Source organism: Bacillus sp. EKM420B (assembly GCF_011065565.1).
In the GTDB taxonomy this organism is placed as follows: domain Bacteria; phylum Bacillota; class Bacilli; order Bacillales; family Bacillaceae; genus Bacillus; species Bacillus velezensis.
In genome coordinates, this window is sequence record NZ_JAAMNX010000001.1 from 552,345 (window position 1) to 568,105 (window position 15,761).

At 44.2% G+C, this 15,761-nt stretch carries 2 protein-coding genes; both read left to right on the forward strand.

The annotated features are described in order from the left end of the window. Positions 1-44 precede the first annotated feature (44 nt). Positions 45-8,753, forward strand: a complete 8,709-nt coding sequence (locus G9F48_RS02920) for a type I polyketide synthase (protein WP_165409003.1) — start codon at positions 45-47, stop codon at positions 8,751-8,753. Further along, positions 8,746-15,747: an SDR family NAD(P)-dependent oxidoreductase gene (locus G9F48_RS02925; protein WP_165409004.1), complete on the forward strand. Its 7,002-nt coding sequence runs from the start codon at positions 8,746-8,748 to the stop codon at positions 15,745-15,747. Before G9F48_RS02920 ends, G9F48_RS02925 begins: the two co-directional genes overlap by 8 nt. The last annotated feature ends 14 nt before the right edge of the window (positions 15,748-15,761 follow it).

A 15,761-nucleotide genomic window follows, 5' to 3' on the forward strand; every position in this document is an offset into this window, starting at 1 on the left:
ATCATTTTGCCGAAGTGCCATTTGTAAAGGGGATGAAGATTTTTATGAAAGAAGCCCGTCATATTAGAAAAAAAGTACTTTCTGACATAGAAAGCGGCAACATTTCTTTGGAAGAAGGAGTAAAGCGGATACAGCAGCTTGGTTTTCATTCCGCAGGGGTTAACGGACAGGCGATATATTATCAGACGGTCTGGCAGCGGACAGATCTCAGCATTCATGTAAAAGGCGGCCGGCGTGAGAGCAGCCTTTTATTATTTGATAAAAATGAAGATGTGAGTAAAGAACTTGCTGCATTGCATGATACAAGGGTTATTTTGGTTAAGCCGGGGAAAGAGTTTCGAAAAACCGGGGACGGTGTATTTGAAATCGACCCCCGCTCTGAAAAAGATTACATAGACCTGTTAGGATGGCTTATAGAAGAAGAAAAGTCAGATATACGGGAAGCGGTGCATTTATGGTCAGACATGCCGTTTGAAAAAACAGAGAGAGCGATTCGTGAACAATGCGACAGCGGAGTCTATTCTTTGTTTTTATTACAACAGGCGCTCTTCAAAAATAACTGCCGGAAACCGATCAAGCTGTTATATGGATATTTTTCGCATCTTTCCGGAGAACAGCCTCTTTACGCGGCGGCAAGCGGATTTTTGCGGACATTGCAGCTGGAAAATCCGTTAATCTCAGCAAAAAGCATTGAAATGGAGCAGTCAATAGCAGCCGTTCACGCAGCTGATATCATACGCAATGAGCTGAGTGATTTCCAGCCTTCAGATGTAGAGATCCGTTATAAAGACATGCAGCGTTATGTCAAACAGCTCAAAACGTATGAACCCGAAAAAAATTCCGGAAGCGGAGATGTGCCGCTGAGAGAAAATGGAGTATATATTATCGCGGGCGGCGCGGGCGGATTAGGATTTACCTTTGCAGAATATTTGGCTTTTCAAACAAAATGCTGCCTTGTTTTAACAGGAAGATCTCCGCTTTCAGACCATATAAGAAAACAGCTGAGGCGATTGGAGGATGCCGGTTCTTCAGCTGTTTATGTTCAGGCTGATATTACCAATAAGGAAGAAGCCGAATATGTAGTCAAAAAAGCCAAAACTTCTTATGGAAAAGTAAACGGGGTCATTCAGGGCGCGGGAATCATCCGTGACTCTTTCCTTCTTAACAAGTCACGAGAGGAATTCGATCAGGTAATCAGACCGAAAGTATTGGGTACGATGTGGCTGAATGATGCTGTTGAGAAAGAAAATCCTGACTTTTTCATTTGCTTCTCCTCTACTTCCGCAGTGTTGGGAAATGTCGGGCAATCTGATTACGCGTTTGGAAACAGCTATATGGATCATTTCATGAATATGCGTTCTGCCCGGCATTCTGATACGATTTCTCTCTCTCTGAACTGGCCGCTGTGGAAAGAAGTCGGCATGCAAGTGGATGAGCGCACGGTAGAGACAATGAAAAAGGCGGGTTTTTATCCTTTAGAAAAAGAAGAAGGTAAAAAAGCGTTTGCAGTCGCATTGTCCTCCGGTTTTTCGCAATTTACTGTATTTTACGGAGATGAGCAAATTGACAATCATGTTCATCAATTATATGAACGAAAAGACAGCATTCAGGCAGATGAAGGAACAGGGAGAAATATCGAATCATTTGATTCAGAGAAACTGACAGCTGAAACATCTGATTTTATCATAAAAATAATTGCTGCAGAATTCAGGATGCCTGCGGATAAAATAGATGCAGAAGAGGCATTGGAAAAATACGGACTTGATTCCGTTATGATTATCAATATGACGAATGAGCTTGAAAAACATTTCGGCGCGCTCTCAAAAACGCTGTTATTTGAATATCAGACTGCGGCAGAATTGTCACAGTATTTCGTTGAGGAGCACAGGGATACTCTTCTTCATAAACTCCGGTTAGGAGAAAACGGGAGCAGCACCCCATCTCAGAAGAAAAAAGATAATAAACAGACAGCCGATGTTAACGGGAAACAGAAAATCCAGATGAAAAAACAGGTCCAGCAGGAGAAGTATCATGACAATGATATCGCTATTATCGGTATCAGCGGACGTTACCCGATGGCAAATGATCTTGATACTCTGTGGGGAAACTTATTGAACGGTAAAGACTGTATAACTGAGATACCTGAGGATCGGTGGGATTCGGGGCTGCACTATCAGCCTGCGGCGGGCAACGAAGTAAAAAACCAAAGCAAATGGGGGGGATTTATTGACGATGTGTATCATTTTGATCCGTTGTTCTTTAATATTTCTCCTGCCGAAGCTGAATTAATTGATCCGCAGGAGAGACTGTTTTTAGAGACGGTTTGGCACACCATAGAAGATGCCGGGTACGCAAAGAAAACGCTTGAAAGAAAAAACGTCGGTGTTTTTGCAGGGGTTATGTACGGCCAATATCAGCTGTACAGCGTTGGTCACGAAGCGGCCGTTTCTTCCTCATATGCATCAATCGCAAACCGGGTATCCTACTTCTTTAATTTCAGCGGGCCAAGTATTGCTTTGGACACGATGTGTTCCTCATCATTAACGGCTGTTCATTTTGCCTGTGAAAGTTTAATCAGGAATGAATGTGAAATTGCAATTGCAGGAGGCGTCAATTTATCCATTCATCCTCATAAATATGAACTCCTGACTCAAGGCGGATTTTTATCCAGTGATGGCCGGTGCAGAAGCTTCGGTTCAGGAGGAGACGGCTATGTGCCGGGAGAAGGGACAGGTGCCGTGCTGCTGAAACCTGTAAAAAAGGCTATTGCCGACGGTGATCAGATTTATTCAGTTATTAAGGCAACAGCGATCAACCACGGTGCTAAGACGAATGGATATACCGTGCCGAATCCAAAAGCTCAAAGTGAGGTCATTACGAGAGCCTTAAAAAAAGGATGTATTGATCCAAAAAGCATCAGCTATATAGAGGCTCACGGAACAGGCACCGCGTTAGGAGATCCGATTGAAATCACCGGTCTGACCAAAGCATTTTCAGGTGCCGAACGCGATAAGAAGACATGCGCGATCGGGTCGATTAAATCAAATATCGGACATCTTGAGGCTGCTGCAGGCATAGCGGGCATTACGAAAGTTATTCTTCAAATGAAACATAAAACGATTGTTCCGTCACTGACTCATTCTGCTGAATTGAATGAAAATATACCGTTTCAAAAAACACCTTTTTATGTACCGGACAGTGCAGAAAAATGGGAGTCATCCGTTCCCAGGCGTGCCGGAATCAGTTCTTTCGGGGCAGGAGGAGCTAATGCCCATGTTATTTTAGAAGAATTTGCGGATGAAGCTACCTCTCCTCTCGCGGCTGAAGAACCTGAACAGCTTTTATTTGTTTTTTCTGCAAAAAATGCCGAAAGGCTGGCAGAATATGCAAAACGCGCAAAAAAACATATAGCAGCCAGAGATTATCCATTAGAAACACTTAGAAATACAGCATTTACTTTACAAACCGGCCGAGAAGAAATGCCGCACAGATTGGCTGTTATCGCCTCCACAAGAGATGAATTGCTTAAAGGACTGACAGACTACATTCTCGGAAACGCGAGGGATCATATTTTTACAAGCGGCAAAGACACAACAGAAGCTCAAAGGATGAACAAAGCTGAGATTGAAGAAGCAGCCGCAAACAGGGATCTTGTGAAGATTGCTGAATACTGGGTTGGCGGTAACGGAGTAGATTGGCCGTCACTTTATAAAGATGTCACTTTGAGACGGGTATCAGCACCGGGATATCCATTTGCCAAAGAGCTATGCAGAATAGATGCGCAAAATACGGGAAGCCGCCGGATGAACGTAAATAACGATCTGCATCCTTACATTTCATGCAATATATCTGATTTTAAAGCCCAGAAGTTTCTTATCAATGTAAGCGATACCGGTTTGTATATAAAAACAAAGTATCAAGACAAGGAAATGTTTCCGTTTCTCAGCCAGATTGAAATGGCGAGAGCTGCCGGAGCGATGGCTTCAGGGAATCCGATTATTAAATTAACTGAGCTCTCCTTTAGAGAACCGATGTTACAAAGCGAAAGCAATGAGCAGATCCGGATTGTATTAACCCCGGATAATCAGGGTGCATCGTATTCTATAGAAAAACAGAGCGACTCATCCATTTATTCCTCAGGGCGGATCGAATTAGAAGACGGGGCGTACGAGAACGGAAATATTCATCTTGAGCCGTTTCTGTCTCAGCGTGCAGACCGCATACCGTACGAAGCGTTTTATCAGCGGCTTGCCGAATTCCGATACAGCTGCAGTGACAGTCTGAAAGCGGCAGAGCACTGCGTCAGCAGAAACGGACAGGTGCTTTTAAAGATAAAAGCAAAGGCCGGGCCGAAAGGGTGCATAATCAAACCGGAAGTGATTGAGAGCGCATATCAAGCCGTCATATACCTTGCGGGGGAAAATGCCGGAGAGACCCCGGAAAATATTAAAGAATGTACGATTTTTGATCATGAGACTGAACCCGTTTATGTATATGCAGAACAAACTGAAGAAAGCGATTCGGCTTATGATGTGTATGTATTAGACAATGCCGGCGGGATTTTGATGGAACTGAGCGGGCTGGTTTTTGGCGAAAAGCCTAATAAAAATGTACGTTTTTATGAGCATAAGTGGGATCAAAAAAACCCTCTGATTGAAATGAAAGATAGGGAGCCAAAAACAATTCTGGTTTTTGCAAAAGATGAAGCATTGGCTGGAGCTCTGAAAAATCAATCAGACAGCCGTGTCATTCTCGTCACGCCGGATCAGCGGCAGACCGATCAAAATCTGCTGACATTCTGTATAAACCCGGAAGTGACGTCAGATTATATTCGTTTATTCGAAGAATTGGAGAAAAAGGGGTTTTCTCCTGATGTCATCTTGCACACGGGAGAAACATTTTACGCGGGTGACCGCCTTCTCAGCGGCCTGGAATCAATTTTTTATTTATTAAAAGCCCTGAGCGCCCGCAATGACGCCTCTCTTTATCTTCATTCTCTGCTTCTTGTTCACTCTTTTAAAGAAGGCGTGAATGATCCGTATACGGGCGCTCTTGCAGGCTGTTTAAAAACGGCAAATATGTTGGTGCCATCCGCAGAGAATGTGAAGTCAATCGGTTTTTCAGAACGTATATCAATTGAAAAAATGGCTGAATTTTGTCTTAACGAAATGGTTTCAGGCGTGGAACGGCAGGCGGAAGAAGTTAAATATATAAATAACAAGAGGTATGTTAAGACATTAAAGGAGTATGTATTCAATCATACAGAGCACTCTCATCAGCTGAAACAGAAAGGGATTTACCTCATAACGGGCGGTTTGGGCGGTCTGGGCCTGATTTTCGCAAAATATTTAGCCTCTCAGTATCAAGCAAAATTGGTATTGACGGGAAGGTCACCGTTAACAGCTGATAAACGACATAACATTGACCGGCTGCAGGCGCTTGGAGGGGATGCGGTATATTATCAAGCTGATGCCGCAGATCAAAAGACGATGGGACGGGTCATAGAAGAAACGAAACGGACTTGGGGCTCCCTTCAAGGCATTATTCATTCAGCTGGTCATGCCGATGATCGGTTATTTACAGAGATGAATCTGACTGATTTTTCAGAAGGCATGACTGCTAAAATTGAAGGAACGGTATGCTTAGATGAATTAACGAAAGATGAGCCGCTTGATTTCTTTATTGTATTTTCTTCTATTTCTTCGGTCTTCGGTGATTTTGGACAGGTTAACTATGCGATGGGCAATTATTTTCAAGATCAATATATAAATTGGAGATCCGAACAGAGCCGCCGGCAAGAGAGACAAGGCAAGAGCATTTCGATTAACTGGCCGTTGTGGCGTAAAGGCGGAATGCATTTAAACAAAGAAGCTGAAGACGCATATCTTTCCGCATCCGGGTTTGATTATTTGGAAACGGAAGAAGGGATAGCGGCTTTTGAGACGGTTTTGGCAAGTGACTGTCCGCAAATTTCGGTTGTTACCGGGGATGCCGGAACTACACCAGCAAAAAAAGATCTGCCGCATCAAAAAGTAAATACACTCCCGGTTCGTCAAGAGGAAAGTTCTTATCCAGCACCGGATTCTGCAGACAATGTCCTTGAAGAACTGAAGCAAATGGTGTCGGAATTATTGAAAATAAACATTGAACAGCTGGATACGGCAGAGAATTTCGGCAATCTCGGCTTTGATTCTATCAGTTTGAAAACATTAGCTGTCCGACTGAATAAAAAATACAAGCTTAAGCTGACACCTGCCGTTTTCTTTACTTACAGCCATATAAAGTCTCTTTCGGAATTTCTAAACAGTGAACTGCGTACTGTTGCAAAAGGGAATACAGATGCAGAAAAAACCATTTCTGAAAAAAGGAAAGTAGTGCACGCCGGGAAAACCACCGGGAAAACAGTGAAGCCGCCGCGAAGTTTTCCGTTTGAAAAAAAGACAGCAAGACAGGCTGACCATCATCCAGAGAAGCAGCCAGTTGCCATTATCGGGATGAGTTGTGTTTTTCCGGGAGCAAAAAATGCAGATGAGTTTTGGATCAATTTAATCAATGAAAAAGATTCAATTCAGGAAATTCCCCCGGATCGCTGGGATTGGAAAAAATACGCCGAAGGCAAAGGAAGCAGCGAAGTACATTCGAAATGGGGCGGCTTTATCAGAGATGCCGATAAATTTGATGAGGCGTTTTTCAATATTAATCCGCGGGAAGCAGAACTCATGGATCCTCAGCACAGAATTTATTTGCAGGAAACCTGGAAAGCGATAGAAGATGCGGGTTACAAAGCTTCAAAGCTGTCCGGCAAACATATCGGGGTGTTTACGGGCATTCAATTTAATGATTACCGCCAGCTGCTGATGAGGCATTCGGACGGGGCGCATGCGTTTGCGGGAACCGGAAACAGCCAGGCGCTCATCAGCAATCGTGTATCCCACTATTTTAATTTCAGAGGTCCGAGTGAGTCCATTGATACAGCCTGCTCAAGCAGTCTTGTAGCAATCCACAGAGCTGTGCGCTCGATTCAAAATGGTGAAAGTGAGCTGGCGGTAGCAGGCGGGGTTTCGCTGCTTTTAGATCCAGTCACGCATATGTATACCGATAAACTCGGTATTTTGTCTAGGGACGGCCGATGTAAGACGTTTGATAAACTTGCCGACGGTTATGTCCGCGGTGAAGGTGCAGCTGTTCTGTTATTGAAACCATTGCAAGCGGCAATGAATGACAGAGACAATATTTACGGAGTCCTGAGAGGAACCGGAGAAAATCACGGAGGAAGATCTGCTTCATTGACCGCTCCGAACCCGGAAGCTCAGGCAGAACTGTTAACGTCTGTTTATAAAAATGCCGATATTCCTGTTGATACGATATCTTATATTGAAGCACACGGAACCGGGACAGAACTGGGAGATCCGATTGAGATTGAAGGCTTGAAAAAAGCGTTTGGATCTTTTGAGCCGCATCCAGGAAAGAATCATGACCAATATTGCGGCATCGGTTCAGTAAAAACGAATATCGGTCATTTAGAGCCCGCCTCTGGAATGCCGGGGCTGATTAAAGTATTACTATCCATGAAGTATAAAACATTGCCTGCCACACTTCATGTCAAGGAGCTGAACCCTTACATTCAATTAAGCGGAACACCGTTTCACATTGTCAATAAAACTATGAAGTGGGCCAGATTAAAAGATCGAAAAGGAAATGAAATTCCGCGGCGCGCCGGAGTCAGTTCCTTTGGATTCGGCGGGGCAAATGCTCATGTCATCGTGGAAGAATTTGAATACGGACAAGATAAAGCAGTAACTGCCGAGCGGGATCAAATCATTGTTCTATCGGCCAAAACAAAGGAAAGGCTGATGGTTAAAGCCAAAGAGTTAACAGCGTTTTTACATGAAGAACTATCAGTTCAATTCAGTCAGCAAGAGGTGCAGGAACGTGATGTGCAAGAGGCGGTTCGGGAAGCGGCAGCGGGTATCCTGCGTTTAGATACCGCAAATATAGATGCAAAGACACCTCTTTCGGAATTCGGATTTGATCCGTTGGCTTATTCCGAATTAATCTCTTATATAAACCAAATGTACGGCACAGAAATATCACTAGACATATTTCAGGAATTAATGACCCTGAGCGAGCTGTGCCGCTATATCAGCAGCGTCCGGGATCGATCAGCTGATAAACCGTATAACGGCAATTTTAGAGAAAAGTCCGGAATCGGTCTTGAAGAAATAGCATATACGCTGCAAACCGGAAGGGAACCATTTGAATGCCGCCTTGCGATCACTTGCTCGAATATCGGAGATCTTCTTGAAAAATTAAACGGTTACATTCAGGGGAGCAGGCTGCAAGGTGTTTATGAAGGAAATGTAACGGATTTTGATAGTCTGTACGCTCCTTTATTCGGCGGCCCCGAAGGTCATGCATATGTTCAATCACTGATTCAGCAAAACAAGCCGGCCAAACTGGCTCAGTTGTGGACGATCGGTTGTGAAATCAGCTGGGAAGACTTGTATGAGGAGGAACTCAAACCGGTTAAACTGTCTCTTCCTCTTTATCCTTTCAGCAAGAACAGACATTGGATTCATTTAAATAAAGATGAAGCGCAGAAGGCTGAGGCTTTCTCGAACACTGAGCTTCACAACTCAAATAAAGATACAGCAGATGGAGAAATCATGTCGCTTCTTGAAAAAGCACAAACAGGTGAGATGAATACGAAAGAGACGTCAGAGCTGATAGAGGAGTTGCTTTTCCATGAATGAAAAAACGATGCAAATTGAGCAAATCGTGAAAAAGGTGAAAGAAGGCAGCCTGACGCGTGAAGAAGGGCTGGAATTAATTAAGAGCTTGGGGAAAACCCATCTATATGAAATGGTATGGGATAGACATGAATTTAAAAGCAGTGAAAAATTCCCGCATACGAAAGAGCCAATTTTATTTTTTTGCAAAGATGACAGCATGTATACCGTAATGAAGAGGCAGCTTGAAGGTTATGAGGCGCCTTTCATTTACGTGACTTCCGGCGAGCGTTTCGAAGATTGCCGGAACGGTCGTTTTAAAATGAACTTTGCAAAAGATGAGGATTATGATGCGTTATGCGGGGTTCTGCGTTCTCAAAATATAAGACCCCGCCATATTATTCATTTTTTAGCTGCCGGGCTCTTCAAAAATACAGAAGATGCAATGAGAAAGCAGCTCAATAAAAGTCTGTTTTCCTTGTTTCAAATGTTTCAGGCCTTCATGGCGAACAAACTTTGTCCGAAAGCAGAAATTTTGTATCTGTATGAAAATGCCGAGGGCGAGGTTCAGCCCATTTATAACGCGGTTGAAAGTTTTCTTAAGACCGTACAGGCCGAAAACCCGAATTTCACATGTAAGGCTGCAGAGCTGAAATCAATGTTTGACGAGCCGTTTACAAAGCAGCATATTGCAGATGTCATCTCTTTTGAATGGAACAATCAATGCAAGACGGACCACTTTACCTGTTATGAGCCGAGGCATTATTATAAAAGGCAGCTTAAAAGAGTAAAAAAAGAAGATGGGGAGAAACATAGTTTCAGTGTAAAAAAGAACGGTGTGTATTTAATTACGGGAGGAGCCGGCGGTCTCGGGTATCTGTTTGCGGAATATCTGGCGAAACAGGCAGAAGTCAAGCTGGTATTAACCGGGCGTTCCCCGGCATCCCGTGAAACGGCGCAAAAATTGAGCGCTCTTGGAAATCTCGGCGCTGAAGCCTTATATGTCCCGGCAGATATTTCAAAGGAAAAAGAGGCGGACGCGTTAATTAAGCACATTAAGCAGACATTCGGAGAATTAAACGGAATTTTGCACAGTGCCGGACTTGTTAAGGATGCATTTATCATAAAAAAAGCGAAAGAAAGCATAGAAGAAGTTATAGCGCCTAAAGTATTCGGAACCGTTTGGCTGGATAAAGCAGCTGAAGAAGAGCCTCTCGATTTCTTCGTTATGTTTTCATCCCTTTCGGCCGTTCTGCCTAATGCGGGTCAGAGCGACTACGCCTTCGCTAACGGATGTATGGACGGATTCACCCAGTATCGAAGCATGAAGGGACGTCCCGGGAAAACACTTTCTATTAATTGGCCTTTATGGGATGCGGGGAATATGACAGTTGGTCCGGCAGAGCTGCAGGCTTTAAGACACACGGGGCTGGAACTTTTATCTGCCCAAGCAGGGCTTGCCGCTTTTCAGGACAGTATGAGCCGTTCTGCTTCTCAGCTGGCTGTTATCAGCGGAGACAAAGATAGAATAAGTGAATTACTCTCAACTGACCATAAAAAGATAGAGACTGTGCCTGAAAACAACAGTCTGCCGCAATTAAATGAAAAAGATCTGAAAAAGCAAACGATCCGTCTATTGACAGAGATTGTCGGTGCGGAAACGGGAAGACCGGCGGACAGCATTTTACCCGAGGATACATTTGACCGTTACGGAATTGATTCTCTAACGATTTTAGGTCTTAACTCCCGTCTGGAAAAGTATTTTGGAAGAGTGTCTAAGACTCTTTTCTTTGAATACAGCAGTGTTGAAGAGCTGTCAGAGTATTTTCTTGAACACTATCAACATGAGTTGAAGAAGGCGTTTTTACCGGCAGCCGAACAGCGAATTGATCATTCGGCGCCGGCGAAACGGGAGAAGCTTTCCGTTTCCCGCATACCATCCGCACCTTCCGAGGAAGATATTGCAATTATCGGTATAGCCGGCCGCTACCCGATGGCGAAGGATGTGGAACAGTTTTGGGAAAATATTTCTTCCGGAAAAGATTGTATAACGGAAATACCGAAAGAGCGCTGGGATTTTCGGAAATATTATCACACAGGTGACAATGCCCGTCATGACAGCAAATGGGGAGGTTTTATAAAAGACGCTGATAAATTCGATCCGCTGTTCTTCTCAATTTCGCCTCGTGATGCCGAGTTAATTGATCCTCAGGAACGGTTATTTTTAGAGACAGCATGGCACACGTTTGAAGATGCGGGTTACACAAAGAAAAAGTTGAAACGGCATAAGACAGGTGTATTTGTCGGCGTCACCTACAGCCACTATCAGTTATTTGCAGCCGGTGCTTCAGATGATGAGGGACGTCAGGCGCTCTTATCTTCTTATTCGTCTATCGCAAACCGGGTGTCATATTTCTTTGACCTGCACGGACCCAGCCTTGCAATTGATACAATGTGTTCTTCTTCACTTTCTGCTGTTCATTTTGCATGTGAAAGTATAAAAAGGGGAGAATCCACCCTCGCCATAGCCGGAGGAGTGAATTTATCCTTACACCCGGATAAATATACTTTACTTTCTCAAAATCATTTTGTTTCAAGCGATGGGCGCTGCAGAAGCTTTGGAGCGGGAGGAGACGGATATGTGCCGGGAGAAGGAGTCGGGGCCGTTCTTTTGAAATCGCTTTCTGCCGCAAAGGCTGACGGGGACAGGATTTACGGTGTGATTAAGGGAACATCTGTAAATCACGGCGGAAAAACAAACGGATACACTGTGCCAAATCCGGGCGAGCAGGCAAACGTCATCAGTGAAACTCTTGATAAGGCGGGGATTGATGCAGACAGCATAAGTTATATTGAAGCGCATGGCACCGGGACATCTTTGGGAGACCCGATTGAAATTTCAGGTTTAACCAAAGCTTTGCACAGCTCGAAAAGCGATTATCGTTGTGCAATTGGTTCGGTTAAGTCAAATATCGGACACCTAGAGGCCGCGGCGGGAATTGCTTCTATCACAAAAGTGCTGATGCAAATGAAGTATAAACAACTTGCTCCTTCTCTTCATTCCGATAACTTAAATCCTAATATTGATTTTGAGGAAACACCGTTTTACGTGCAGTCTGAACTGACTGATTGGAAGACGCCGCAAAATCAAGCCAGAAGGTCGGGCATCAGTTCGTTCGGCGCTGGAGGATCTAATGCCCACATTATCATCGAAGAGTATAAGAATGAAGAAAAGATGGAAACGGTACAGAGCAACAAGACGCAAATTATTCTGCTTTCTGCCAAAAATGAAGAACGGCTCAGACTCTTGATTGATGCATATATAAAAGAACTGGAGCCAAAAACGTCACTAGCTGATGCCGCGTACACCTCGCAGACCGGGAGAAACGCTATGGAAGAGCGGCTCGCTGTTGAGGTTAGCAGCATTGACGATCTTCGCAATAAGCTGACGATGTATTTGCGGTCAGATCATAAGTTAAACGGTTTATATAGGGGAAAGGCCCGCCGAGGCGCTGGTCAAAAGAATGCCCTGTCAGCCGCTCACTTTGAAAATACAAGAGATATGGCCATTCACTGGGTGAACGGAGGAGACGTTGAATGGGAAGAAATGTACACTGCGGAATTACCGAAGCTTATCTCTCTTCCTGCATATCCTTTTGAACGGAACAGATATTGGGTGCCTGCCGCTAAAGCAGCAGAGAAACAGAAAAAAACAGGTATACCGCAGAGTCTGCCCCATGCACCGACTGACTTATCATTTGATGTATTAAAAAAATCGTGGAAAAAACAAAAGGCTGCGCCTTCCGCTTTTACGAAAGGACAGGTGATGATCCTGGCTAATAGTGAAAGTGAGCGGCTTGCATTCGAATTGTTTGATTCAGATCCTCTGATTGAATCCGCTGTTATTTGCGCAGATAACTGGGATCAATCGGATGGGGAAGCCAAAAAAACGGCTCTAGCAGTCGTAGAAGAAAATCCGGAAATCATCGGCATGATTGACCTGTCAGATTTGCGGAGTGATCAAAACGGGGCACGCACCGGCACAATCGGGAAGCTGACACTGCTGCAGGAAATCATAAAGACACGTAAACAGCTTTTCGTTTTACATGTGACAAGAGGGCTGCAGACATTTCTGAATGACAAGCCGTCGTTAGCCGGAGCCGAAACAGCCGGACTATATAAAATGCTGAGCGCGGAGTATCAAAAGATAAAATCAAAAACAATAGATGTAGACGGGCATGTCGGGACTGCGGCGGAACTGAGACAGGTAATCACAGATGAAGCTTGCGCTGACGGGCTGTATAGTGAAATCTGCTACCGGAACGGTGAACGTTATATTCCATACGTCGAGAAATTACATGCGGCGGAAATAAACCGGAAACGATCCGGTCTGCCGGTATGCCATACGGATCAAACCTTGGTTATTACAGGGGGAACAAGAGGGATCGGGGCAGAACTTGCCAGACATTATGCCGGCAAGGGAGTCAAAAAACTTGTGCTGATGGGAGTAACCGACCTTCCGGAATCTGATAAAATAGCCGGCATGTTAGAAGACACCGATGAAAAGTCACCTCTTTATTCGAAATTACAACTGCTGCATGAGTTGGATCAAAAGGGAGTTCAGGTGGAAGTGTATTCCGGGCCGCTCACGGAAAAAGAAAAATTACATCGCTTCTTTTCAGAGGTGAGAATGAAGTTCGGCAAAATCGGCGGGGTGATTCATTGCGCTGGTGCAGCCAATCATTCGAATCCGGCTTTTATTCATAAATCTGATAAAGAAATAAGAGAAGTATTTGAGCCAAAGGTGCAGGGGATGCAGGTACTTCATGACATTTTTATTGATGACGAACTTGATTTCTTCATTTTGTTTTCATCTGTTGCGAGCGCTTTTCCTTTATTAGGCGCCGGAACAAGTGACTATGCCGCGGCGAACGCTTTTATGGATTACTTTGCGGCGTATCAGCATGCAGCCGGCAGAACATATTATCAATCAATTAACTGGCCGAGCTGGAAGGACATTGGAATGGGCGAGGTGACAAGTCCATCATATCAGGCACTCGGTTTACTTTCACACTCAACAGAAACAGGTATTTCCATGCTGGATGAAATCATGACGATAAACGGATATCCATGCCTTATACCGGCAAAGACACATCAGGAGAAATTCAAGCTGCAGCAGCTGCTTCAGACAAGAATTCAAGCTGCTAAAAATAACCCGGATGCTGAGGAAAAAGTGATCTCTGGTCATGGAGACAATGAAGCTATGATCAGGAAGTTAATGGAGATTTTTTCCGCAGAGCTGAAAATACCTTACGGGAAATTAGATCAGGATACGTCTTTTGCGGATTACGGAGTTGATTCAATCTTACTGGTTCAGCTTGTCAAAAAAGCGGAAGATGCATTTCAAATAAAAATTGAACCTTCGGCTTTTCTGGAGTATCCGAGTTTTTCACAACTGGGCGCCTATTTGAACGAGTTATTTGCAAGTGAGGGGATCAGTCCTCAAATTAATTCAGAAAACATTGAGGGTCGGAAAAAAGAGCAACATATAAATCAAAATGCTTCCGAAGTACGGGACAGCGGATCTCAAATGCAACCAACCAGTCTGAATCAAATCGCTATTATCGGAATGGGCTGTGAGTTTCCGGATGCTCCGGACACAGAAACGTTCTGGACAAATTTGAAGAAAGGACAAAATAGTGTCCGTGAAGTCCCGGCGTCGCGATGGGATATTTCTTCATACTACTCTGACACCTATGAAAAAGGAAAAAGTATCAGTAAGTGGGGCGGATTTCTTCAAGATATTGAGTCTTTCGATCCCGCGTTTTTTAATATGAACAAAAGTGAAGCATCAGAGCTTGATCCGTTAATCAAAAAATGCCTTGAGGTCAGCGTCCAGACATTGAGAGACGGCGGCTATACAAAAGAAGAAGTATCAAACAAAGAAGTCGGCGTCTTTATCGGTTCGCGGACCGGGACGTTTATGTCCAAAATAGGTTCACCTTCAAAAAATACGATCGTGGGTATAGGACAAAACTTCATAGGCGCGCATATCTCACATTTTTTTAATCTGAAAGGACCGAATCTGGTTGTAGACACGGCATGTTCTTCCTCATTGGTCAGCGTCCATCTCGCTTGTCAAAGCCTGATGTCAAAAGAGTCAGATATGGCGATTGCGGGCGGGGTTGACATTTTGCTGGATCAAAAGCCTTACGTCATGCTGAGTGAGGCTCGGGCGCTTTCACCTGAAGGAAAATGTCATACATTTGATGAGAAGGCAGATGGATTTGTACCGGGAGAAGGATGCGGCGCAGTCCTTTTGAAAAGACTTGATGACGCCCTTGCCGAAGGTGACAGAATTTACGCGGTAATTGACTCATCCGCGGTTAATAATGACGGACAGACAATGGGGATGACAACACCTAATCCGAAAGCGCAAAGCGCAGTGATAAAAAAAGCCCTGAAAAAAGGCGGAATTGATGCAGATACTCTCAGTTATGTCGAAACGCATGGCACCGGTACGATGATAGGAGATCCGATTGAATTAAAAGCGCTGACTGAAGTGTTCCGGGAGGTTACGGAAGAAACGCAATTTTGCGGAGTAGGCAGCGTAAAAACGAATTTCGGACATTTAATGAGCGCAGCGGGGATAGCGAGTATTATAAAGGTTGCCTTATCCATAAAAAATCAGATGCTCCCGCCGACATTACATTGTAAAACGCCAAATCCGCGTTTTAAATTTGATCAGTCGCCATTCTTTCCGAACACGTCTTTAAAAGAATGGCGTCCCAGAAAAGGGGTTTTGAGAGCCGGAATCAGTTCTTTTGGATTCGGGGGCACGAACGCACATATGATATTGAGCGACAGCCATCTCACGTTAGGATATGGAGAGACAAAAAGACACCCGCTTTCTCCGGTTATATTCAATAAGGAACAATGCTGGATCGACAATGGAGAAACTCCAGAAAAGGAAGAGTCAGAATTGCTGATTCCTTTACTTGATTTCAAAGAATTATAAAGAAAAGAAAAGGA

Coding starts and splice junctions, on each gene's coding strand:
- G9F48_RS02920 (WP_165409003.1), top strand. CDS start 45: ATGAAAGAAGCCCGTCATATTAGAAAAAAAGTACTTTCTGACATAGAA.
- G9F48_RS02925 (WP_165409004.1), top strand. CDS start 8,746: ATGAATGAAAAAACGATGCAAATTGAGCAAATCGTGAAAAAGGTGAAA.